The organism is Nocardia sp. GCM10030253, from assembly GCF_042675075.1.
Lineage (GTDB): Bacteria > Actinomycetota > Actinomycetes > Mycobacteriales > Mycobacteriaceae > Nocardia.
In genome coordinates this window covers 163,008-185,447 of sequence record NZ_JBHTDL010000012.1, presented here as the reverse complement: position 1 = coordinate 185,447, position 22,440 = coordinate 163,008, and the positions used below count along the sequence as shown (strand labels likewise).

At 67.6% G+C, this 22,440-nt stretch carries 21 protein-coding genes; 18 read left to right on the top strand and 3 right to left on the bottom strand.

Annotated features, from left to right (window positions below):
• Positions 1-24: 24 nt before the first annotated feature.
• The 4 genes from ACFQZZ_RS27140 to ACFQZZ_RS27125 are packed head-to-tail and all read left to right on the top strand — an operon-like array spanning position 25 to position 4,962.
• Complete coding sequence (locus tag ACFQZZ_RS27140; protein WP_378686419.1) at positions 25-825, top strand: redox-sensing transcriptional repressor Rex; 801 nt, start codon at positions 25-27, stop codon at positions 823-825.
• Entirely contained in the window at positions 822-2,339 is a 1,518-nt protein-coding gene (locus ACFQZZ_RS27135) for a glutamyl-tRNA reductase (RefSeq protein WP_378686417.1), read from the top strand. The genes ACFQZZ_RS27140 and ACFQZZ_RS27135 overlap by 4 nt, the downstream gene beginning before the upstream one ends.
• Positions 2,336-3,400 (top strand): hydroxymethylbilane synthase, encoded by a 1,065-nt coding sequence (gene hemC / locus ACFQZZ_RS27130; RefSeq protein WP_378686415.1) that lies wholly within the window; start codon positions 2,336-2,338, stop codon positions 3,398-3,400. The genes ACFQZZ_RS27135 and hemC overlap by 4 nt, the downstream gene beginning before the upstream one ends.
• Positions 3,397-4,962: a uroporphyrinogen-III synthase gene (locus tag ACFQZZ_RS27125; protein WP_378686413.1), complete on the top strand. Its 1,566-nt coding sequence runs from the start codon at positions 3,397-3,399 to the stop codon at positions 4,960-4,962. The genes hemC and ACFQZZ_RS27125 overlap by 4 nt, the downstream gene beginning before the upstream one ends.
• 88 nt (positions 4,963-5,050) lie before the next feature.
• Here ACFQZZ_RS27125 and ACFQZZ_RS27120 read toward each other — a convergent pair whose 3' ends face one another.
• Positions 5,051-5,335, bottom strand: a complete 285-nt coding sequence (locus ACFQZZ_RS27120) for a hypothetical protein (protein WP_378686411.1) — start codon at positions 5,333-5,335, stop codon at positions 5,051-5,053.
• A 465-nt stretch (positions 5,336-5,800) separates the two neighbouring features.
• Between ACFQZZ_RS27120 and hemB the strand changes: the two genes are divergently transcribed.
• The 5 genes from hemB to ACFQZZ_RS27095 all read left to right on the top strand — a co-directional run bounded on the left by hemB (position 5,801) and on the right by ACFQZZ_RS27095 (position 8,935).
• Complete coding sequence (hemB, locus tag ACFQZZ_RS27115) at positions 5,801-6,778, top strand: porphobilinogen synthase (protein WP_378686409.1); 978 nt, start codon at positions 5,801-5,803, stop codon at positions 6,776-6,778.
• The gene (locus tag ACFQZZ_RS27110) at positions 6,775-7,308 is read left to right on the top strand and encodes a hypothetical protein (RefSeq protein ID WP_378686408.1); all 534 of its coding nucleotides are present in this window, start codon (positions 6,775-6,777) and stop codon (positions 7,306-7,308) included. The genes hemB and ACFQZZ_RS27110 overlap by 4 nt, the downstream gene beginning before the upstream one ends.
• 332 nt (positions 7,309-7,640) lie before the next feature.
• Positions 7,641-8,195, top strand: a complete 555-nt coding sequence (locus ACFQZZ_RS27105; protein WP_378686406.1) for a hypothetical protein — start codon at positions 7,641-7,643, stop codon at positions 8,193-8,195.
• Positions 8,192-8,449, top strand: a complete 258-nt coding sequence (locus tag ACFQZZ_RS27100) for a hypothetical protein (protein ID WP_378686405.1) — start codon at positions 8,192-8,194, stop codon at positions 8,447-8,449. The genes ACFQZZ_RS27105 and ACFQZZ_RS27100 overlap by 4 nt, the downstream gene beginning before the upstream one ends.
• 255 nt (positions 8,450-8,704) lie before the next feature.
• A complete protein-coding gene (locus ACFQZZ_RS27095) occupies positions 8,705-8,935 on the top strand; it encodes a hypothetical protein (protein ID WP_378686403.1) in 231 nt (76 codons plus the stop codon).
• 25 nt (positions 8,936-8,960) lie between these two features.
• Here the strand turns inward: ACFQZZ_RS27095 and ACFQZZ_RS27090 are convergent, their stop codons facing one another.
• Positions 8,961-9,344 (bottom strand): hypothetical protein, encoded by a 384-nt coding sequence (locus tag ACFQZZ_RS27090; protein WP_378686402.1) that lies wholly within the window; start codon positions 9,342-9,344, stop codon positions 8,961-8,963.
• 215 nt (positions 9,345-9,559) lie between these two features.
• On the opposite strand from ACFQZZ_RS27090, the gene hemL reads away from it, so the two are divergent.
• From hemL to ACFQZZ_RS27045, 9 genes are all read left to right on the top strand, one after another.
• On the top strand, positions 9,560-10,897 hold the full coding sequence (gene hemL, locus ACFQZZ_RS27085; protein ID WP_378686401.1) for a glutamate-1-semialdehyde 2,1-aminomutase: 1,338 nt from the start codon (positions 9,560-9,562) through the stop codon (positions 10,895-10,897).
• 80 nt (positions 10,898-10,977) lie between these two features.
• Positions 10,978-11,595: a histidine phosphatase family protein gene (locus tag ACFQZZ_RS27080; RefSeq protein ID WP_378687111.1), complete on the top strand. Its 618-nt coding sequence runs from the start codon at positions 10,978-10,980 to the stop codon at positions 11,593-11,595.
• Entirely contained in the window at positions 11,592-12,218 is a 627-nt protein-coding gene (locus ACFQZZ_RS27075; RefSeq protein WP_378686399.1) for a TlpA disulfide reductase family protein, read from the top strand. Before ACFQZZ_RS27080 ends, ACFQZZ_RS27075 begins: the two co-directional genes overlap by 4 nt.
• 456 nt (positions 12,219-12,674) lie before the next feature.
• Positions 12,675-13,541 (top strand): cytochrome c biogenesis CcdA family protein, encoded by an 867-nt coding sequence (locus ACFQZZ_RS27070; protein ID WP_378686398.1) that lies wholly within the window; start codon positions 12,675-12,677, stop codon positions 13,539-13,541.
• Positions 13,538-15,256 (top strand): cytochrome c biogenesis protein ResB, encoded by a 1,719-nt coding sequence (locus ACFQZZ_RS27065; protein WP_378686396.1) that lies wholly within the window; start codon positions 13,538-13,540, stop codon positions 15,254-15,256. Before ACFQZZ_RS27070 ends, ACFQZZ_RS27065 begins: the two co-directional genes overlap by 4 nt.
• A gap of 2 nt (positions 15,257-15,258) precedes the next feature.
• Positions 15,259-16,230 carry a c-type cytochrome biogenesis protein CcsB gene (ccsB, locus tag ACFQZZ_RS27060; protein WP_378686395.1) on the top strand — a complete coding sequence of 324 codons (972 nt, stop codon included), beginning with the start codon at positions 15,259-15,261 and terminating at the stop codon, positions 16,228-16,230.
• A gap of 263 nt (positions 16,231-16,493) precedes the next feature.
• Entirely contained in the window at positions 16,494-17,324 is an 831-nt protein-coding gene (locus ACFQZZ_RS27055) for a hypothetical protein (RefSeq protein ID WP_378686393.1), read from the top strand.
• Positions 17,325-17,524: 200 nt separating this feature from the next.
• Complete coding sequence (locus tag ACFQZZ_RS27050; protein WP_378686391.1) at positions 17,525-18,475, top strand: ATP-binding cassette domain-containing protein; 951 nt, start codon at positions 17,525-17,527, stop codon at positions 18,473-18,475.
• On the top strand, positions 18,472-19,263 hold the full coding sequence (locus ACFQZZ_RS27045; protein WP_378686389.1) for an ABC transporter permease: 792 nt from the start codon (positions 18,472-18,474) through the stop codon (positions 19,261-19,263). The genes ACFQZZ_RS27050 and ACFQZZ_RS27045 overlap by 4 nt, the downstream gene beginning before the upstream one ends.
• Before the next feature lie 13 nt (positions 19,264-19,276).
• On the opposite strand, the gene ACFQZZ_RS27040 is transcribed toward ACFQZZ_RS27045, so the two are convergent.
• Positions 19,277-22,429: a BTAD domain-containing putative transcriptional regulator gene (locus ACFQZZ_RS27040; protein WP_378686387.1), complete on the bottom strand. Its 3,153-nt coding sequence runs from the start codon at positions 22,427-22,429 to the stop codon at positions 19,277-19,279.
• Between the last annotated feature and the right edge of the window lie 11 nt (positions 22,430-22,440).

The following is a 22,440-nucleotide window of genomic DNA, read 5'->3' as shown; positions in this document are numbered from 1 at the left end:
AGGCCGGAACGAGGAGCCGACGACGTGACAGAGCAGCATGAGGCGCCAGGCGGCGTCTCCGGCAGGGCTCTGCAGAAGGACATCCCGCAGGCCACTGTTGCGCGGCTGGCCACCTATCTCCGGGTCCTCGCCATGTTGGCCGACGACAGTGTTGCCATCGTATCGAGTGAGGAACTGGCTGTCGCGGCGGGTGTCAATTCCGCCAAGTTGCGCAAGGACCTTTCCTTCCTCGGACCGAACGGCGTCCGGGGTGTCGGCTATGACGTAGCCAAGTTGCGCAGCAGGATCGAAGATGTGCTCGGTCTGTCGCAGGGACATCGGGTGGTACTGGTCGGCGCCGGAAATCTGGGGCGGGCCCTGGTCGGCTACGGCGGTTTCCAGCGCCGCGGGTTCACCGTTGTCGGCATGTTCGACAGTCATCCAGAAGTGATCGGCCTGCAGGTCGCCGGTCTCGTGGTGCGTGATGTGGCCGGCCTCGCCGAGGCGGTCACCGTGCTGCAGCCGACCATCGCGGTGATCACCGTCCCCGACGACGCGGCACAGGCGGTGTGCGACTGCCTGGTCGGTTCCGGGCTGCAGTCGATTCTGAGCTTTGCCCCCTGCGAGCTGACCGCGCCCGACGGCGTGGAGGTCCGACGGGTGGATCTGGCTGTCGAGATGCAGATGCTTTCCTTCGACGCTTCGCGCAACGCGCCGCCGCTGCCCGAAGTGTCCCGCGCGGTGTCCGGCCGCATCGCCCATCGCGTGCACCCGGCACTCAAGCATTCGACAACCCCGCATTCGGCAACGGAGCCAAGCAGCAAGGGATCGGTGGTTACACCATGAGTGTTCTTTTGGTCGGGATTTCGCATCGGAGCGCTCCCGTCTCGGTGTTGGAGAAGGTTGCCATCACCGATGCCGACCGCCCGAAGCTGGTCGACCGAATGCTCACTTCCAGCCACGTGTCCGAAGCGATGATCGTCTCCACCTGCAACCGGGTCGAGGTCTACGCGGTAGTCGACGCCTTCCACGGCGGTCTCGCCGAGGTCGGCGATCTGCTGACCAAACATTCCGGGCTGCCGCTGCCGGACCTGACCAAGCACGCTTACGTCCGCTACAGCGAGGCCGCCGCCGAGCATCTGTTCGCGGTGGCCAGCGGCCTCGATTCGATGGTGATCGGCGAGCAGCAGGTGCTCAGCCAGATCCGCGGCGCCTACGCCTCCGCCGACGCGCAGCAGGCCGTCGGCCGGACCATGCACGAACTGGCCCAGCACGCGTTGCGGGTCGGCAAGCGGGTGCATTCGGAGACCGGAATCGACCGGGCGGGCGCCTCGGTGGTTTCGGTCGCGCTGGATCGGGCCCAGCAGGTGCTCCGGGCGGCAACGAAGGGCCCGGAGGCGGCAGGCCGCGTAACCACGGAGGGCACCGCTGCCGCCCCATCAGATACAGCGCTCGCCGGTCGAACCGCCGTCGTGGTCGGCGCCGGTGCGATGGGCGGCCTTGCGGTAGCCCATCTTTCGCGTGCCGGAATCGGCCGCATCATCGTGGTGAACCGCACCATCGAGCGGGCCGCCCGGTTGGCGGAGACCGCGGGTTCCTACGGGGTCGAGTCGGCGGCGATGGAGCTGTCGCGGCTGACCGAGGCGATGGCCGCCGCCGATATCGTCATTACCTGTACCGGCGCGGTCGGCGCCGTGGTGACGCTGGCCGACACCCACCGTGCTCTCTCCGATCGCGAGCGCGGTACCGAATCTTCTTCGCCCGAACGGCCCTTGGTCTTCTGCGACCTCGGCCTGCCCCGTGATGTCGAGCATGCGGTGGCCGGCCTGCCCGGCATTACTGTTATCGACATCGAGACGCTGCAGCGCGACCCCGCGGCGGGCGCCGCCGCCGACGATACCGCCGCGGCACGCGCGATCGTCGCCGAGGAACTCGCGAAATACCTTGCTGGCCAGCGGATGGCCGAGGTGACGCCGACCGTGGCCGCACTGCGGCAGCGCGCGGCCGAGGTGGTCGAGGCCGAACTGCTTCGGCTCGATTCGCGGCTGCCGAGCCTGGCCGACCCGGAGCGCGACGAAGTGGCGCGGACCGTGCGCAGAGTGGTCGACAAGCTGCTGCACGCGCCGACGGTGCGGGTCAAGCAGTTGGCCTCGACGCCGGGCGGCGACAGCTACGCCGAGGCGCTGCGGGAATTGTTCGAGCTCAAACCGGGTGCGGCGCAAGCGGTTGCCGCGCCGATGGAGATCAATGCGATCGGCGGCGAGGACGGATCCATCCGATTCGCCGGCGACGGCGAAATTGTGCTGGCCGATGACTTCACGGCAGGCCACCTCGGCGAAGAACGGGGGCAGTCCGCATGACAATCGTGCAGGAAGAGGACAACGTGACCGCAGGCAGCATTCATGCGCCATGGCGGATCGGCACGCGCGGCAGTCTGCTCGCGCTCACCCAGTCGGGCACCATTCGTGACGCGCTGATCGCGGCCGGGCACGCGGCAGAGCTGGTCGTGATCAAAACCGCGGGCGACAACAACGCGACGGACCCGGTGGCGCAGATCGGCGTCGGGGTCTTCACCTCCGCGTTGCGTGACGAACTGGCCGCCGGATCAATCGACATCGCGGTGCACTCCTATAAGGACCTGCCGACCGCACCGGACCCGCGCTTCACCATCGCCGCGATCCCGGTGCGCGAGGATCCGCGTGACGCGCTCGTCGCGCGCGACGGACTCGTGCTCGGTGAGCTGCCCGCCGGCTCCCGAATCGGCACCTCGGCGCCGCGGCGCGCGGCGCAGCTGCGTGCCCTCGGACTCGGTCTGGAAATCGTGCCGCTGCGCGGCAACCTCGACACCCGGCTGCGCAAGGTCGCCGACGGCGAGCTCGACGCGGTCGTCGTCGCCAGAGCCGGGCTCGCCAGAATCGACCGCCTCGACGCGGTCACCGAGTCGCTGGAGCCGGTGCAGATGTTGCCCGCTCCGGCCCAGGGTGCGCTCGCGGTCGAATGTCGCAGCGACGACACCGCATTGCTCGCGGTGCTGACCGGACTCGACGATGCCGCCACGCGTGTGGCCATCATCGCGGAGCGAGCGTTGCTCGCCGAGTTGGAGGCGGGCTGCACCGCGCCGATCGGCGCGCTCGCCGAGGTCGTCGAATCGCTCGACGACGACGGCCGGGTAGTCGACGAACTCTCGCTACGCGGATGCGCGGCGGCCGTCGACGGTTCCGAGGTGCTGCGGGCTTCCGTGGTCGGCGCCCCGGAGCGTGCGGCCGAATTGGGCCGAGCACTGGCCCGTGAGCTGTTGGAGCTCGGCGCGCGTGAGCTGCTCAGCAGTACGGAACCGGATGCGCCCGGTTCCGCCACACAGGCGGTGAATCCGCCCGCCACAGACTTTGTCGATCCCAGCCCAATGGAGAACAGCCGATGAGCAGCCGAGCTACCAAGAAGCATCCCGGTCGGATCCTTTTCGTCGGGTCGGGTCCCGGCGACCCGGCACTGCTGACAGTGCGGGCCCGTGATGTGCTCGGCCGGGCGACACTGGCGTTCACCGATCCCGATGTGGACAAGGGCGTGCTCGCCTTGATCGGTGCCGACGTCGCGGCGGATCCGGATGGCGAGCGCCCCGTCGACGTGCGACCGGCGCTCGGCGAACCCGCCGAGGTCGCCAAGACACTGATCGCCGAGGCCCGCAATGGCAATGACGTGGTCCGCGTCGTCTCCGGTGATCCGCTCACCACCGACGCCGTGATCGCCGAGGTCACCGCAATCACTCGCTCGCACATGGTCTTCGAGGTGCTGCCCGGTCTGCCCGGCGGCTCGGCGGTGCCCAGCTACGCGGGCATCGCACTCGGCTCCGGGCACACCGAGGCCGATGTGCGCGGCGAGGTCGATTGGGCCGCTCTCGCGGCCGCGCCCGGTCCGCTGGTGTTGCACGCGTCCTCGGGTCACCTCGCCGAAACCGCCAGTGCCCTCGTCGAACACGGTATGGCGCCGCAGACCCCGGTCGCGGTGACCGTGCGCGGCACCACACGCCAGCAGCGCACCATCGAGGCCACCCTGGCCACGCTCAACAGCGCTGCCTCCGAGCTGGTCGGCCCGCTGGTGGTGACCATCGGCAAGGTGGTCGCGCAGCGCTCGAAGATGTCGTGGTGGGAGTCGCGCGCCCTGTACGGCTGGACCGTGCTGGTACCGCGTACCAAGGACCAAGCGGGCGAGATGAGCGAGCGGCTGGTGACGCACGGAGCCATCCCGATGGAGGTGCCGACCATCGCGGTCGAGCCGCCGCGCAGCCCCGCTCAGATGGAGCGTGCGGTCAAGGGTCTGGTCGACGGCCGCTACCAGTGGGTGGTGTTCACCTCTACCAACGCGGTGCGCGCGGTGTGGGAGAAGTTCGCCGAATTCGGCCTGGACGCCCGGGCTTTCTCCGGTGTGAAGATCGCCTGTGTCGGCGAGGCCACCGCGGAGAAGGTGCGCTCGTTCGGCATCAACCCGGAGCTGGTGCCGAGTGGTGAGCAGTCCTCCGAGGGCCTGCTCGCCGACTTCCCGCCCTACGACGACGTTTTCGATCCGGTGAACCGAGTGCTGTTGCCGCGCGCGGACATTGCCACCGAAACCCTGGCCGAGGGTCTGCGCGACCGCGGCTGGGAGATCGACGATGTCACCGCCTACCGGACCGTGCGCGCGTCGCCGCCGCCCGCCGAGACCCGCGAGATGATCAAGACCGGCGGCTTCGACGCGGTCCTGTTCACCTCGTCCTCGACGGTCCGCAACCTGGTCGGCATCGCGGGTAAGCCGCATGCCCGCACCATCGTCGCCTGCATCGGCCCGAAGACGGCCGAGACCGCGATCGAGTTCGGCCTGCGCGTGGACGTGCAGCCGGAGGTCGCTCAGGTCGGCCCGCTGGTGGAGGCGCTCGCCGAGCACGCTGCACGGCTGCGCGCCGAGGGACTGTTGCCGCCGCCGCGTAAGAAGAGCCGCCGCAGCCGGTAATCGGATTGTCGGACGAAACGCCCACCGCGCTGTGGGCGTTTCGCTTTTCCACCGGCTGCCGCGTCGAATGCCGGGCAGATCGGCAGGATCAGCGGCTGTAGCGCATCAGCGTGCGCACCAGCCTGCATGTGGTGTCCGACGGCGGGCGTATATCGATGAGTTCCGCGGTGCGCCGGATGCGTTCGTTGCTCGCCTGGCTCGGGAGATAGATGCCCGAGTCGAGCAGCGCGATGGTCAGCCGCATGGCCTTGAGCCTGCGGTTGTGGCTGACGTACCACTTGCGCGGGCGACCCGCGGGCAGTGGCCGCTTCAGCAGCGGGACATACGGCCGGTCGATGATGACGGTCTTCGACTTGGGTGCGGTAGCGGGCATCGGAGTCCTCCCGTAGCGATCGGGAACCCGAGCGGATTCCCTCGAACACTTCTTCGATTCTACCTCCGGGTACCGACAAAAACTGCTGGCCACAACAACTTTCGCGGTCGGCACAGTAGCGCGCCGACCCCACGATCGGCGAACTGTGCCACGGCATCGAGGACGGCCACATCGGGGAGAGTCGAGGGCCAACGCCCTTCACCGAGCGAACAGATCGGCCCGAGCGAATGGATCAGTCGTTGCAGATCGAGCGCATTATCACCGGGTGCGGGCCGGTCGCCGCGCCGATCGCATTGGCCGTCGCCTCCGCTCGATAGGCGGCGCGCGCCCACGACCAGGTGTCGTCCTCCGCGCGCGCGATGGCGGCACCCGAAGGGTTCCTTGAAGCAGGGTGGGATGTGGCCCCGGTCATCGGCGCAGGATGCGCTGAAAAACCCTCGCAACAGCAGGCGTATCGTGCGGTTTATGACCGGAATGGACCGCCCGCGGCGGTTGCGCCGTACCCCCGCTTTGCGTCGTCTCGTGGCCGAAACAACTCTGCAGCCACGGCAATTGGTGTTGCCGATGTTCGTGGCCGACGGGCTGGACGAACCGCGGGAAATCAGTTCGATGCCGGGGGTGATGCAGCATTCGATGGATTCGCTGCGCAAGGCGGCGGTCGAGGCGGTGACCGCGGGTGTCGGCGGGCTCATGCTGTTCGGGGTGCCGCGTGCGGAGGACAAGGACGCCACCGGTAGCAAGGCCAGCGATCCGGACGGCATCCTCAACCGGGGCCTGCGGGCGCTTGCCGACGAGGTGGGCGCTTCGACGGTGATCATGGCCGACACCTGTCTCGACGAATTCACCGACCACGGGCACTGCGGCGTGCTTTCCGCCGACGGTGCCGTCGATAACGACGCCACCCTGCACCGCTACGTGGAGATGGCGCTCGCGCAGGCCGACTCCGGTGCCGACCTGCTCGGTACCAGCGGGATGATGGACGGCCAGGTGGGCGCGATCCGGCGCGGGCTGGACGCGGTCGGGCACATCGACACCGGCATCCTGGCCTACGCCGCGAAGTACGCCTCGGCCTTCTACGGCCCGTTCCGCGAGGCCGTCGCTTCCTCGCTGGAGGGCGACCGGCGCAGCTACCAGCAGGATCCGGCCAACCGCAAGGAGGCGATCCGGGAACTCGAGCTGGATCTGGCCGAGGGCGCGGACATCGTGATGGTGAAGCCCGCGATGTCGTACCTCGACATCCTGCGCGATGTCGCCGACCGCTCGACCGTTCCGGTCGCCGCCTATCAGATCTCGGGCGAGTACGCGATGATCACCGCCGCCGCCCAGCGCGGCTGGATCGACCGCAGGGCCGCCGTCCTGGAGTCGCTGCTCGGTATCCGGCGGGCGGGTGCGGACATCGTGCTCACCTACTGGGCGACCGAGGCCGCACACTGGCTGTCGTGACGAACCTGCCAAGCCCGATGGGCGGTGTGCCTTTGCCGCAGCCGCCCGCCCCACCGGAAGACATCCGGACCGCGCGTCAATTGTGGTGGGGTGTTGTCGGATTCGGCATGGTGCAGCTCGCGGGCTCAATGCTGGCCGCTGTACACAATCGGCACGAATTCGCCAAGCGGATGTACGACCAGGCGCGGGCGAGCGATCCGAATTTCACCATGGCCACCGCCGATCTGATGGTCTCCTTGGCGTACGTGGTCGCGGTCATGCTCGGTCTGACACTCGCCGCGGTCGCGCTGGTGATCGCGCATCAGCTGTTCCGGGGCAAGCTATGGGCGCGGACCCTGCTGACCTTCGTCGGCGTCTGGCTGGCGCTCACCGCGATCGGCACCATGTTCGCGCTCGGCTCGGGGACCGCGGGCGTGGCCTCGCTGGTGGCGGGCGGCGCCGCCATCGTGCAGGGTGTGCTCGCGGCGGGCGCGATTTATCTGAGTCACCGCGCGGACTCGACCGCGTACTTCCAGATGAACCGTCGGTGAACGGCCGGAGCGGTAGGCGCCGAGTTTGTCCGGGTAACGCCAGCATGTATCGTGAGGGTTGTCACAGTGGACTTGGGAACCGGTAGTTGCTCGTTATGCGTTTGCTTGCGTTTCGTGAGTGCGTTGACCAGTTGGCTCCGGGAGAGCGGAGGCATCGATGCGTGTGGTGATCCAACAGCCGCAGAGCATTCGGCGAGATTTGCTCGTGCTCAGTCTGCTGATTCTGTTCGGTGTGCTCACCGTCGCTGTCCTGCTGATCCCCAGCCTCGTCGGCTGATCCTGTCCTCGATGGTGATCCCTGTCGTTGTATTCGGCGCGGCCGGGAGCACGGGGTGACAGAGGCGGCCGACGGCTCTGGCGTCCTGTTCGCCGAACCGGGTGCGCGGTGGCGCTCGGTGTCCTACGGGCCCGGATTGTGTTCGATCATTCTCTTCATCGAATTGGTGACCGCCAGTCGGGTGCACTGGTTCGCCTTGATTTTCTGTGCCGCGCTGATCGCGGTTTTCGTTGTGCTGCAAGTGATTGCGGGCCAACGGCATGTGAGCGTCGAACTCACCGAAAACGCTCTGCGCGAGGGTACCGAGACACTCCCGCTCACCACGATCGACGCGGTGCTCCCCGAGCGCGACGAGGACTCCTGGGATGATGAGGACTGGGAGTCGGCGCGGGCGCTCGGCGAGCTGAGCGGGGTCCCTCGTCGTCGCTCCGGGATCGGGTTACGCCTGGCCGACGGCAGCCTCGTGCAGGCTTGGGCCAAGGATCACCGCGGGTTGCGAGCGGCACTGACCGAGACTCTCGACCGGCAACGTGGCACGGGCAGTATCGACACCGTCGAAGGTTCCGAGGGAATCGATGATCGACACAGCGAGAATGGAGCGGATCGTTGAGGCGCGAAATCGTAGTGCTCGGTGAAGTGGCCGTTGCGGTGCTGTGCGTGGTTGCGGCGGTGCTGAGCTGGCGCAACGGGCTGGTTGTCACGTCGTTCCCTGGGGCCGGGGATGTCCCCGCTTTCGACGCCACCCGTTATGTCGGTCCGTGGTTGATCCTGGCCGCGTTTCTGGTCACGGTGGCCGGTGTGATCGGCATCGACGCGGGCGCGCGGACCATGCATACCGTCGCCGAACGCTCGACTCGAGGCTGACCAGCGCCAGGGCAATCGGCGGCGATGTGCGCCGCTGTGGCCGTTCACCGCCTGGCTGGTGACCACGCGACTCGGCCGCGTTCTATGTCGGGCTCACCTGATGCGGCACGCGGCACCGCCGACTCGGTTACCGTGCAATTGCAGCCACCGGCTGCCGTGGGCGGAATGGTCGGCGCATGACGCTGAATATGGCGAATCTTTGTGTGGCCATTAGGATTTCGCCGTAGTGAAGATTGCGTCGATAAAGGAATGCTTGTGATCGGTTTTGCTGGAAAGCTTTGTGCCGGGGTGGCCGTCGCCGCCGCGATCGGGTTCGGGGCGGCGCCCGCGGGAGCCACCACGGGGGTGCCGTTGGAGCCTGCTGTGGTCGAGACCGCCAAGGTGGCGCCGGTCTTCGCCCCGGAGACCGGCTCCGCGGGCATCTACAACATGGTCATGTGCCAGCTGCACACCATCTCGGCCTCGGTGCCGTGCATGTACACCTGAGCCGGAACGCGGAACCGGCGCCCGCTCAGTTCCACTGCTGGTAGATATCCAGCACGCGACCGTCGCGGGTGCCGGGGGCATTGACATAGAGGATGACGGTGCCGTCGGGGTGATCGGCGGCTTCCACCATGATCTGGCGCAGTGAGGCGTGGACACCGCCGTTATCGTCCCGGTAGATCTCGGTGTCGGCCTTCAGGCCTGCGCCGATCCGGTTCAGCGGCACAACCATGGAGACCAGCGCGGGCAACGGCCCGTCGGCGATGGCCATGGTCTCCTCGTGGTTCAGGTGCATGCCGACGCGGTCGGGCTGGCCGATCGGTACCACGGCCCCTGCGGATCCGGCGCCGAGCAGCGCGGCGGCGGCGGTGAACGCGGTGAGTACCACGGCGGTGAGGACGGCAAACCGCATAGAGAAACCCTTTCGACCGGTAGATGGTGCCCAAAGGTGATGCGAGACGCACCGAGATTACGCATCAGCAATCATTCGGCGACCGATATTCGACGAATCGCGCTCGGCGTGTTGCGCAATGACACCGCGCCGGCTCGACGCACTCGCTGCGGCGTGGATCACTCCGCTACACCCTGTCGTCGACTCATTCGGATCGGGCTGAGAGACTGGACGTCGTGAGTTCTTCTCCGCGCGCGACCAGGTCATCGGTGCCGGTTTCCGCTCAGCTCTTCGAACGGGCGAGTTCGGTGATCCCCGGTGGTGTCAACTCACCGGTGCGGGCGTTCAAGTCCGTCGGTGGCACACCGCGATTCATCGCTTCCGCCAACGGTTACACCCTTGTCGACGCCGACGGCAACGAGTACGTCGACCTGGTGTGTTCGTGGGGGCCGATGATTCTCGGCCACGCGCACCCTGCGGTGGTCGAGGCCGTGCAGCGCGCCGCGACCGGTGGGCTGTCCTTCGGTGCCCCAACCGAGGCCGAGATCGAACTCGCCGAACTGATCGCCGAGCGGGTTGCGCCGGTGCAGCGGGTGCGGCTGGTGAACTCCGGCACCGAGGCAACTATGAGCGCGGTGCGGCTGGCCCGCGGCTACACCGGCCGCGCGAAGATCATCAAGTTCTCCGGCTGCTACCACGGGCACGTGGACGCGCTGCTCGCCGACGCCGGGTCCGGCATCGCAACGCTCGGGCTGCCGACTTCGCCGGGAGTCACCGGCGCCCAGGCGGGCGACACCATCGTGCTGCCCTACAACGACATCGACGCCGTCACCGCCGCGTTCGCGGCGAATCCGGGCGAGATCGCCTGCGTGATCACCGAGGCCGCCGCGGGCAATATGGGCGCGGTGGCGCCGCTGCCCGGGTTCAACGCCGGCCTGCGCACGCTGACCGAACAGCACGGCGCGCTGTTGATCATGGACGAGGTGATGACCGGATTCCGGGTCAGCCGCGCCGGCTGGTTCGGCCGCGAGGGCGTCGCCGGTGACCTCTACACCTTCGGCAAAGTGATGAGCGGCGGCTTGCCCGCCGCCGCGTTCGGCGGCCGCGCCGAGATCATGAATCATCTGGCCCCCCTCGGCCCGGTGTACCAGGCGGGCACCCTCTCCGGTAACCCCGTCGCCGTCGCGGCGGGCCTCGCCACGCTGCGTGCTGCCGACGATGCCGTGTACGCCGCACTGGATCGCAATGCCGACCGCCTCGGCGGCCTGTTCACCGAGGCCCTCACCGCCGCAGGGGTCGAGCATCAGGTGCAGTTCGCGGGCAATATGGTGAGCGTGTTCTTCGCCGACCGTCCGGTCATCGACTACGCCGCCGCCAAGGCCAGCCAGACCTGGCGTTTTCCCGCCTTTTTCCACGCCTTGCTCGACGGCGGTGTGTACGCGCCGCCGAGCGCGTTCGAGGCTTGGTTCGTTTCCGCGGCGCTCGACGAGGACGCGTTCGACCGTATCGCCGCCGCCCTGCCCGCCGCCGCACATGCGGCCGCGGCCGCCACACCCGAAGGATCCCGCGCGTGAGTTCCGACCCCGATCAGACAGATTCCGAAGAGCGCGAAGTACCAGCCGCGGCCGCCGAGAGCGAGCCCGGTGTCGAGACCATCGTGCACGTGCTGCGCCACGGCGAGGTGCACAACCCGAAGGGCATCCTCTACGGCCGACTGCCCGGCTTCCAGCTCTCGGTGGCCGGACGCGCGCAGGCCGGTGCGGTCGCGCGGTCGCTGTCCGATCACGACATCTCGCTGGTGATCGCTTCCCCGCTGCAGCGCGCGCAGGAGACCGCCGAGCCCATCGCCGCCCAGCACGGACTGGTCGTGCGGACCGACGAGAACCTCATCGAAGCGGGCAATACCTTCGAGGGCCTGCGGGTGTCGGTCGGTGACGGCGCACTGCGCAAGCCGCGGCACTGGTGGAAGCTGCGCGATCCGTTCACCCCGTCCTGGGGTGAGCCGTACCTGCAGATCGCGCACCGGATGCTGGCAGCGGTGAACAAGGCGCGGGTCGAGGCAGCCGGACATGAGGTCGTGCTGGTGTCGCATCAGCTACCGGTGTGGACGCTGCGCCGGTTCCTGCAGGGGCAGCGGCTCTGGCACGATCCCCGGCACCGGCAGTGCTCGCTCGCTTCGCTGACTTCCCTTGTCTACCAAGGCGATACGCTCGTCGACATCGTTTATTCCGAGCCCGCGGGCGGTTCGGATCCAACGGTGCACGGCGCATGAGACCGCCCACCGCGTTATCCCGGACCCGGCGCCTGGCTCCGGTCCTGCTCGCCTGCGTGTGCCTCGTCGCCGCGCTGGTGGGCTGCTCGACCGGGACGGACGCGGTGGCCTCCGGCGGCACCTTCGAATTCGTCTCACCCGGTGGTAAAACCGACATCTTCTACGACCCGCCGAGCGCCAGAGGCACCATCGGCAAGCTGGCCGGACCCGATCTGATGACCGCTGGCGCGACCACCTCGGTCGAGGACTTCGCAGGCAAGGTGGTCGTGCTCAATCTCTGGGGTCAGTGGTGCGGCCCGTGCCGTGCCGAGGCTCCTGCCCTGGAAAAGGCCTTCGAGGCGACCAAAGGCAAAGGTGTCGCCTTCCTCGGCATCAATGTCCGTGACCCGCAGCAGGACAAGGCCCAGGACTTCGTGGTGGACAACAAGATCGGCTATCCGTCGATCTACGACCCGTCCATGCGCACGCTGCTCGCTCTCGGCGGCAACTTCCCGACCAGCGTCATCCCGACGACTCTCGTTCTGGATCGCCACCATCGCGTAGCCGCCGTCTTCCTCCGGTCCCTCCTGGCCGAGGATCTCCAGCCCGTACTCGAACGTATCGCCGCAGAGGACTCTCAGTGAACCGCACCCGCAGCCCGCGCGCCTGTCGCCCGCGGCAGGCAGCCAGACTCATCCGTGGGACATGGACGGTCGACGATCGCTGGGCCGGCGTCGCCTCCGTACCGCGAAGTGCCGCAGCGGCATCGATGATGGATGTCAGCTGGGGTGAGGTCACCCCGGCGGCGTCCGATACGGAACGGCAGGTGCCGGTTCGTGGCGACACGGAGCCCGAAGAGGCGCAGTCGTGACCCGCGATCGCCGTACTCGCGGCCACCGCGCCTGTCGTCCGCGGCAGGCCGCCCGACTCGTTCGCGGGACGTGGACCGTCGATGATCGGTGGGCGGGCGTCGCGGTGGTCCCGCGAAGTGCCGCGGCGGAATCAATGATGGATGTCGCGCGCGACGACGCGCCGGCAGTCTCCTCCATGCCCGCTCCCGAGCAGGCGCCCGCCGGTGACCCGCGAGGAGCGGAGTCCGCGTGATCGTGCTTGCCGGAGTGGGGGAGTCGTTCCAGCAGACGGCGGCGTCCGGGCCGCTGCTGCTCGCGCTCGGCGCCTGCATGCTGGCGGGACTGGTGTCGTTCGCTTCACCGTGTGTGGTGCCGCTGGTGCCCGGTTATCTGTCATATCTCGCGGGCCTGGTCGGCGCCGAGGCGCCGCCTGCCACCGCTGCCGAAGCCAAAGGCCTTGGGGGCAAGCCCGGTTCGGTCGCGGTCGCGGATCGGGCTGTCGCGTCGCCGGAGCAGGTGGCGCGCAGGGGCCGGATGCGGGTTGCGGGGGCGGCTGGTTTGTTCGTCGCCGGATTCACCGTGGTGTTCGTGCTCGCCACCGCGACGGTTTTCGGCGTGATTCAGACGCTGAACGTGAATCGTGAACTGCTGCAGCGGATCGGCGGTGTCGTCACCATCCTGATGGGCTTGGTGTTCATCGGCCTGGTGCCCGCACTGCAACGTGACACCAGAATGGAGCCGCGCAGGCTGACGAGCATCGCGGGTGCACCACTGCTCGGCGCGGTGTTCGCGCTCGGCTGGACGCCGTGCCTCGGGCCGACCCTATCCGGGGTGATGGCGGTGTCCGCGGGCACCGACGGGACGACGGCCGTGCGCGGGGTGGCGCTGATCGTCGCCTACTGCCTCGGTCTCGGTCTGCCGTTCGTGATCCTGGCCTTCGGTTCGGCCAGCGCGCTGCGTGGCGTCGGCTGGCTGCGTCGCAATTCCCGCACCATCCAGATCATCGGGGGCATCTTGCTGGTCGCGGTCGGCATCGCGCTGGTCACCGGGGCGTGGGACCAGTTCGTCGCCTGGGTTCGCGATGCGTTCGTTTCCGAGGTGACGCTACCGATATGACCGTGATCGACAGACCAGAGGCGCAGCACATTCCGCCGCGCCAGTCGCTGCCGGGCCGGGCGTGGGCACTGGTGCGCAACACCTGGCGCGGGCTCACCAGCATGCGCACCGCGCTGGTGCTGCTGTTCCTGCTTGCGTTGGCCGCGATCCCCGGCGCACTGCTGCCGCAGCGCAGCCTCAATGAGCAGAAGGTCGCCCAGTACATCGCCGACCGGCCGACCCTCGGGCCGTGGATGGACCGGTTCGAGCTGTTCGACGTGTTCTCCAGCTTCTGGTTCACGGCCATCTATGTGCTGCTGTTCATTTCGCTGGTCGGCTGCATTCTGCCGCGCGTGTTCGACCACTACCGGGCGCTGCGCACCCCGCCGGTGCGCGCACCGCGCAATCTGGCCAGGTTGCCGCACCATTACTCCGAGACCGTCGCGCGGACCACCGACGAGGTGATCGCGCACGCCCGTCAGCAGTTGCGTGGCTGGCGCACAGAGGTGCGCGCCGGTGCGAGCATCAGGCCAGGAGGCGGCAGCCTGCGCAACCACGGAGGGCCCGGCGAGCGCCGCATCGAGCAGGGCACACGCGACGGTGAGATCACGCTGTCCGCGGAGAAGGGGTACACCCGCGAACTGGGCAATCTCGTCTTTCACCTGGCCTTGGTCGGGCTGCTGGTCGCCATCGCAGTCGGCAAGCTCTTCGGCTACGAGGGCAGCGTCATCGTCATAGCGAACAACGGCCCCGGCTTCTGCACGACCTCGCCTGCGGTGTTCGACTCGTTCCGCGCGGGCAATGTGAACGACGGCACCGGCATGGCCCCGATCTGCGTGCGCGTCAAGGACTTCAAGGCCGACTACCTGCCGAACGGCCAGGCCGAGATGTTCACCTCGAACCTCGAATATCAGGCAGGCGCCGACCTCCAGACCAACACCTGGCGCACCAGCACGATTCAGGTGAACCACCCGCTGCGAGTCGCGGGCGATCGTCTCTATCTGCAAGGACACGGGTTCGCGCCCACGTTCACCGTCACCTTCCCGAACGGGCAGACCAGGACCGAGACCATCCAGTGGCGTCCCGACGACGCGCGGACCTTCCTGTCCAGCGGTGTGCTTCGGATCGATCCGCCCGGCGGCATGTACGCCACCGAGGACGAGCGGCGCAAGAACCAGATCGCCATCGAGGGCCTGTTCGCGCCGACCGCCCTGCTCCACGGAAACCTGTTGACCTCCTCGTTCCCCGTGATGAACGACCCGGCCGTCGCGGTGGACGTCTACCGCGGCGACACCGGTCTCGACACCGGGCGGCCGCAGTCGTTGTTCTCGCTGGACTCCGAGCAGATCAAACAGGGCAGACTGACCAAGGAGGCCAGGGTGAACCTGCGCCCCGGCGAATCGACCACCCTGTCCAACGGCGCCAAGGTGACCTTCGACGGCGCACAGGAATTCGTGAACCTGCAGGTGTCGCACGATCCGGCGCAGCAGTGGGTGCTGGTGAGCGCGCTTGCCATGATGGCGGGGCTGCTCGTATCGCTGCTGGTGAAGCGCCGCCGTATCTGGATCCGCGTCTACCCCGCCGATGCCGAAGCCGGTACCGTTGAACAACGACGCACCGTAGTAGAGATGGGTGGGCTCGCCAGGTCCGATCAGGCCGGCTGGGGCGGCGAGTTCGACAAGCTGCGTGCGCGCCTGCTGGATCAGCGGGCAAGTACCGAAACCACGGGAGAGTGACCATGCCGATCGACGCGAACCTCGCGCACTACAGCGATCTCGCCTTCAAGTCGGCGATCGTCGTGTACGCGCTGGTCCTGGTACTGCTCATCGTGCAGTACGCGTCCGCGCGGACGCTGAAGGTCGTCGAGCGCGAACTCGTCACCGCGGGCGGTTCCGGCTCGGATCGCCCCGCCCTTCCTGGCCGTGTCGAGACACCACAGGCCAAGCCGCTGGCGGAGCGCGCGGGCAATATGGCGTTCTCGGTGCTCATCGTCGCCATCGCACTGCACGTGGCCTCGATCGTGTTGCGCGGCTTCGCGACCCACCGCTTCCCACTCGGCAACATGTACGAGTTCGTCACCATGGCGACCGCGGCCGCCGCCGTCGTCGGCATCCTTTTCCTGCGCGAACAGCGCTACCGGTCGATGTGGGTGTTCCTGCTCGTCCCGATGCTCATCCTGATGTTCCTCGCAGGCACCATGCTCTACGCCGACGCGGCCCCCGTCGTACCCGCGCTGAAATCGTTCTGGCTGCCCATCCACGTCACCATCGTCAGCATCGGCAGCGGCGTCTTCCTGGTCTCCGGCATAGCCAGCCTGCTGTTCCTCTTCCGCCTCCGCCAGCCGGAAGGCCAAGAATCCGAAAGCATCCTCGGCACCATCGCCCGCCGCCTCCCCGACGCCCGCGCCCTCGACCGCCTTGCCTACAAAACCACCATCATCGGCTTCCCCCTCTTCGGCGCAGGCGTAATCCTCGGCGCCATCTGGGCCGAAGCGGCGTGGGGGCGCTTCTGGGGTTGGGACCCGAAGGAGACTTGCTCCTTCATTGCTTGGGTCCTCTACGCGGCCTACCTCCACGCCCGCGCCACCTCCGGGTGGCGTGACACCAAGGCTGCTTGGATCAACATCGCGGGGTTCGTTGCGATGCTTTTCAACCTGTTCATCATCAACATCGTGATCAGCGGGTTGCACTCGTACGCGGGGCTGAACTAGAACTCGTTTCCTGCTGAAATGCTGATGATGTCGGCACCATGCTTCATGAGCAGCACCACTGCCGCACGGTGATCTGAGCATCGCGGGGCGCGACATGGACACGCCAATCCGAACCCGATCACGCCAGGCCGGTGGCCGGGCGAAAAATCGAGGTTAGCTACATATTTGTCATGCTTGGCGTAGCCTGATCGGCCAGGGAATGAGGTCCAGCGATCGAGGACCGAATTCAACATTGGCGATACATCATCGAAGAAGGAATCGTCATGTTTTTCTACAATTCCTCCGGAGCTGCCGCAACAGGGAAACTCGATGCCTCAGGTAACTACATTAATCTGATGGACTTTCCACCCGGGCAATTCGGGCAGTGGCATCATATTGTTTCCGTCGACGGTCAACGGCTCTTCTTCCACAACTGGCAGAGTACGCAGTCTGCATCGGGCGAGATCGACGCCACCGGCAACTACGCCAACCTGAAGGACTTTCCGCCCGGGCAATTCGGGCAGTGGGCGATCGTGCCCCTCGGCGACGGCCGCCTCTTCTTCTACACCGCGCACACGGGAGCTGGTGCGGTGGGTAGGCTCGATACCGCCGGTGACTACATCAACCTGAAGGACTTTCCGTCCGGAAAATTCGGGGAATGGAGCCACATCGTTCCCGTCGGCGGCGGGAGACTCTTCTTTTACAACGTCCAGAGCGGGGGAGCTGCAACGGGCGAGATCGATGGCTCGGGTGACTACACCAATCTGAAGGACTTTCCGCCCGGACACTTCGGGCCCTGGTGGCTTATCACGCCCGTCGGTGGCGGCCGGCTCTTCTTCTACAACGGGTACCTGGAACCTTGGGCCGCGTTCGGTGAAATCGACGCTGCCGGCGACTACACCAACCTGAAGGACTTTCCGCCCGGACAATTCGGGCACTGGACCCATGTTGTTTCCGTCGACGGCAACCGACTCTTCTTCTACAACAATGGCAACTCTGATCAGCAGCTACGGGGGGCTGGCGCATCCGGCGAGCTCGATGCCGCCGGTGACTATGTCAATCTGCGGGACTTCCCTCCCGGACACTTCGGGAAATGGCACTTGATCGTGGGCTGAGAATCGTCATGTTGCCGGCCGATTGGCTGGGGCACGGGCGTTGGGTTCTCGGGGTTGCACTCTTCCGGGTTTCACCGGGCCCGGTTCGCGGTGCTGACCAGCGCAACCTCATGAAACCGTGATGCAACCGCGGTGAATCCGGGGGCCCGCACTCTTTATCTCGACAGCGACCACAGGGTCGCGGATTCGAGGAGAGAGACATGATGACCAGCCCCCGCCCACCGGCGATCACGGCGACCGCACTGCGCAAGTCCTATGGTGATCACCAGGTGCTCGACGGCATAGATCTGAATGTGCCCGCCGGGACGATCTTTTCGCTGCTCGGCCCGAACGGTGCCGGGAAAACCACCACGGTGCAGATCCTTTCGACATTGATCGGCGCCGACGAGGGCGAACTGCGGGTCGCAGGCCACGACGTCACCCGGGAACCCGATGCGGTCCGCGCCGCCATCGGCGTCACCGGTCAGTTCGCCGCGGTGGACAACCTCCTCACCGGCGAGGAGAACCTGGCCATGATGGCGACACTGCACCATCTCGGCCGGGCCGAGCGCAAACTCCGAATCGCCACGCTGATCGAGCAATTCGACCTGGTGGACGCCGCGAAGAAACCGGCATCGACCTACTCCGGCGGCATGCGCCGCCGGCTCGACATCGCGATGGGCCTGGTCGGCGACCCGCAGGTGCTCTTCCTCGACGAGCCGACCACCGGGCTCGACCCGCGTAGTCGGCGCGCGGTCTGGCGGTTGGTCCGCGAGCTGGTCGCGGGCGGCACCACCGTCTTCCTCACCACGCAGTATCTGGAGGAGGCCGACCAGCTGGCCGACCGGATCGCGCTGATCGATGGCGGCAAGGTGGTCGCCGAAGGCACCCCGGAGGAGCTCAAGCGCCTGGTCCCGGGCGGCCACATCAACCTGCGGTTCACCGAGCCACGTGCCCTTGACCTCGCCGCGCAGATGTTCGGCGAGGTCGCCCGCGACGAGGACGAGCTGACGCTGCAGGTGCCGAGCGATGGCGGCGTCGACTCGCTGCACGCCCTGCTGGACAAGCTGAAGGCCGCGTCGATCCAGGCGGCCGAACTCTCTGTACACACCCCCGATCTCGATGATGTTTTCCTCGCCCTCACCGGCAAGCCGAAGGAGTCCGTGCGATGAGCACCACCATGAAGTACGCCGTGACCGACTCGATGATGATGGTGCGTCGCAGCCTGCTGCACATCGTGCGCTATCCGTCGATGACCTTGCCGCTGATCATCTCGCCGGTCGTGTTCCTACTGCTGTTCGTCTATGTCTTCGGCGGAACCCTCGGCGCCGGACTCGGTAGCTCGGGAGGTCGCGCCGACTACGTCAACTACGTGACCCCTGGCATCCTGCTGCTGACCGTGGCGGGTGCGGCGACGGCCACCGCGGTGTCGGTCTGCACCGATATGACCCAGGGCATCGTGGCGAGGTTCCGCACCATGGCCATCTTCCGGCCATCCCTGCTGACCGGGCATGTCATCGGCAGCGTGGTGCAGTCCCTGCTCAGCGTCGCGACGGTCATCGCGGTCGCCGTGGTCATCGGCTTCCGCCCCACCGCGAACCCGGCCGAATGGCTTGCCGCGGTGGGCATCCTGTCCCTGCTGATCATGGCGATCACCTGGGTCGCCGTCCTCATGGGCCTGGTCAGCGACAGCGTGGAGACCGCGAGCAACTTGCCGATGCTGCTCATGCTGCTGCCCTTCTTCGGCAGCGGGTTCGTCCCCACCGACTCGATGCCGACCTGGCTGGGCTGGATCGCGGAGCATCAGCCGTTCACCCCCGTCATGGAGTCGCTGCGCGGCCTGCTGATGGGCACGGCGATCGGCAACAGCGCGTGGATCGCTATCGCCTGGTGCCTGGCCATCACCGCCGCGAGCTTCTTCGGCGCGAAGCGGCTGCTGAACCGCGAGCCCGGCCGCTAAGCGGCTGTGCTCATCAGGCCACCCGCTTCCGCAGTGCGGCAAGGGCTGCGGAACGCAAGCCGAATACGTCCAGGGCGGCGTATGTCGAGACACCCTCGGCATACGCCGCCTCGTCCGCGTTTTCGGCGCACTCCCTGGCTCGCTTACTGGACATAGTCGGATGGATCTGCCGCGGCGGATCGAACCGTTCGGCCAGTGCGATCAGGCGGGCGCCGTCCGCAGCCAGGCCGCGGTTGATATCCACCATGGCCAATGCCAAAAGAACTGCGCCACAGGCCGTCAGCTCCGCCAGATAGCCGCCCGGCTGGGTCGCCGGATGTTCCAGTAACGCTGTCACCTGCCAGGGCAGGTCCTCGACGAGATCGGCGACCAGATCCAGCCGGCCGTGGTAGGCGTGTGCTAGGACCATCGCCGACCGAGCCTCCAACGCCCACACCTGCACACCGCGCGGGTCGGGACGGTAGAAGGGATGTGAGGTGCTCACCACGAGCTCGGCAATCTCCCGCCAGCGCCGCAGGCCATCGTCGATATCGCCGCGGGCGAGCCGAATCTCGGCATCGGCGATCACCTTGTATGGCTGCGCGAACGGGTCGGTAGGGTCCGCAACCTGCGCCAACCACTGCTCGGCGCCCTCGATATCCCCGAGTTGCAGGGACGCCATGACCAGTCCGACGATCAGATCGACGCGATCCGGCCTCGGCCCGTGGTCCACGAGCTGCCGCAGCGCTCGTTCCACCTGCTGCCGCGCCAACTCCCCCTGCTCCGACAGCAGCGCGAGTTTGCCGATCCGGCAACGCGCCTGGAACTGCATCCAAGTGTTCGACGTGCGCTCGAAGGCCGCGAGCATCCGCCGGGTGGCCGCGAGCGCCCCATCGCGGTCACCTGTCTGCTCCGCGCGGAAACTCGCTACGAGGTGGGCAACGCCGGCAAGCAGCGGTTGATCGCTGGCGCACAACCGATCCAGCGCGGCGGAGTCGGGACCGAGCAGCTCGGGTCCAGCGCGGAAAATCACCGCAACGGCGCGCACCAGCGTGTCCGGCGGCGCCGCGGGCAGGCGGCGCAACACGAGCATCGATCGCAGCTCGAAACCACTCTGGGTGACGGCACTCAACGCGCAGACGGTCGCCGCCGTTCGGGTTACCTCCACATAGGCGGGGTCGGGCCGGTAGTGCGAGAGCACCCAGGCACATTCACCCACCAGCTCCGCGATCCGCGCGTAGTGGGATCCGACGTACCACCAGGGACCCAACGCCGCCCAGGTGGCGGCAACCGTCGGCCCGTCCGACCGATCCAGCCCGTGCCGCAGGGCTCGCACCAGGTTGTCCTGCTCGGCGCGCACGGGGTTCTTCTCCCCTTGGTCGGTGAAGGCGGTCTCGTTGGCGCCGACACCGAATTCGCGTGCCCAGGCGAGGAACCCGGCCAACGCACGGTCGTCCTCACCCGCCTCGGCCCGCCGGGCCGCGCCGAAATCCCTTACGGTCTCCAGCATCCGGAACCGGGTGCCCGAGCCGACCTCGGTGACCTGGATCAACGAATGGTCGACCAGATGCTCGAGCATCTCCAATGTCTCGTCCAGACGTCCTGCTTCGCCCGAGTCGTCGCCGAGCAGTCGGTTCGCGGCCCCGGCAGTGAATCCGTTGGGAAAGACGGATAACAACCGCATCGCCGCCTGCGCGTGCTCGTCGAGCAGGTTCCAGCTCCAATCGACCACCGCGTGCAGCGTCCGATGACGTTGTGGCGCATCGCGGGAGCCGCTGCGCAGCAGCGCGAACCGGTCAACCAATCGGCCCGAGATCTCGGCGACCGACATCACCCGTAACCGCGCCGCCGCCAGCTCGATGGCCAATGGCAGCCCGTCCAGCTGGGCGCACAGTGCCGCCACCTCGCCCGGCGGCAACGCCACGTCCGGCCGCACCGCGCGGGCGCGCTGTCCGAACAACTCGGCCGCTGTCGCAGGCGCCAGTTCGGGAAGGAGATGGACCGCCTCCGAGGTCAATCCCAGCGGCGCCCGGCTGGTAACGAGGACGCGCAGGTCTGCCGTCAGTGACACCAGCGGACCGACCAGTGCGCTGACTCCCTCGAGGACTTGCTCGCAGTTGTCCAGTATCAGCAGAGCGGGACCGGATCCCAACGACTTGGCGATGGCGGAGATGACGCTGTTGCCAGTCCACGGCCCGGCCTGCGACGCATCACCTGCCCCCAGCGCACCGGCCACCTCGGCGGCGACCATGCCGTCGTCCTCGACACCGGCGAGCGGGACCAAGTGCACCATCCGCTGCTCGGCCAGCCTGCCGACGGCATGGGCCATGCGAGTCTTGCCCAGGCCGCCGGGGCCGACGAGGGAAACGACCCGCGCGGACCGCAACAGCGTGGTCACCGCCGCGATGTCTGTCTCGCGGCCGAGCAACGGGTTCGGATCGTGCAGGATGCCGTGGCGCACCACGGGTTCGTTCGCCCGCAGCAGCTGTTTGTGGATCGTCTGGAGCGCGGGACCCGGATCCGCGCCGAGCTCGTCGCGCAGCGCCCGCCGGTAGTCGTCGTAGCGGGCGAGCGCGGCAGCCGGACCCGCGGTGTCGGCCTCGGCCCGCAATAGCTCGGCCAGCACCTCCTCGTTGCGTGGCTCGCCCGCCGCGGCCTCGGTCAGCGGCCCGACTGCCTGGGCGTACCTGCCCAACCGGGACAACGCCAGCGCGAACACGATCAGCAGGGTTCGGTACGCGGGCTGCTTGGCAATGCGCAACTCGGACAACGGATCCGCGCCCGACGTGTACTCGACGACCCCGTTCCACAGCGCGAGTCCCGCCTCCGCCTGGCCAAGGGCCGCAACGTGGTCGCTTGCCCTGGCATGGCGTTCTGCTGCCGCCGCGTGCACTTCCAGCGCGGTCGCGTCGACCTGCTCCGGACTCAGCGTCAGCCGATAACCGGTAGGCGTGCTCGCGATAAGATCGGCTCCCAGCTGCGATCGCGTCCGCGACACCAGCACCTGCAAAGCCTTGGCCGGATTCTCGGGCGGGTCCTCCGGCCACACCCCCGCGATCAGCCGCGCGGCGCTGGACCCGCTGCGTAAATCCATTGCCAGCAGGGCGAGCAACCCGCGCGTTCGTGCCCCGCTGATCTCCCGATCACGCAGCGTCACTCCCGACAACAAGGTCATCTCGATACCCACTCGCACACCGT

What these genes read in the sequence shown, in the direction of transcription:
- ACFQZZ_RS27135 (WP_378686417.1), top strand. Translation starts at nt 822, where the DNA reads ATGAGTGTTCTTTTGGTCGGGATTTCGCATCGGAGCGCTCCCGTCTCG.
- hemC (WP_378686415.1), top strand. Translation starts at nt 2,336, where the DNA reads ATGACAATCGTGCAGGAAGAGGACAACGTGACCGCAGGCAGCATTCAT.
- ACFQZZ_RS27125 (WP_378686413.1), top strand. Translation starts at nt 3,397, where the DNA reads ATGAGCAGCCGAGCTACCAAGAAGCATCCCGGTCGGATCCTTTTCGTC.
- ACFQZZ_RS27120 (WP_378686411.1), bottom strand. Translation starts at nt 5,335, where the DNA reads ATGCCCGCTACCGCACCCAAGTCGAAGACCGTCATCATCGACCGGCCG.
- hemB (WP_378686409.1), top strand. Translation starts at nt 5,801, where the DNA reads ATGACCGGAATGGACCGCCCGCGGCGGTTGCGCCGTACCCCCGCTTTG.
- ACFQZZ_RS27090 (WP_378686402.1), bottom strand. Translation starts at nt 9,344, where the DNA reads ATGCGGTTTGCCGTCCTCACCGCCGTGGTACTCACCGCGTTCACCGCC.
- ACFQZZ_RS27075 (WP_378686399.1), top strand. Translation starts at nt 11,592, where the DNA reads ATGAGACCGCCCACCGCGTTATCCCGGACCCGGCGCCTGGCTCCGGTC.
- ACFQZZ_RS27065 (WP_378686396.1), top strand. Translation starts at nt 13,538, where the DNA reads ATGACCGTGATCGACAGACCAGAGGCGCAGCACATTCCGCCGCGCCAG.
- ccsB (WP_378686395.1), top strand. Translation starts at nt 15,259, where the DNA reads ATGCCGATCGACGCGAACCTCGCGCACTACAGCGATCTCGCCTTCAAG.
- ACFQZZ_RS27055 (WP_378686393.1), top strand. Translation starts at nt 16,494, where the DNA reads ATGTTTTTCTACAATTCCTCCGGAGCTGCCGCAACAGGGAAACTCGAT.
- ACFQZZ_RS27050 (WP_378686391.1), top strand. Translation starts at nt 17,525, where the DNA reads ATGATGACCAGCCCCCGCCCACCGGCGATCACGGCGACCGCACTGCGC.
- ACFQZZ_RS27045 (WP_378686389.1), top strand. Translation starts at nt 18,472, where the DNA reads ATGAGCACCACCATGAAGTACGCCGTGACCGACTCGATGATGATGGTG.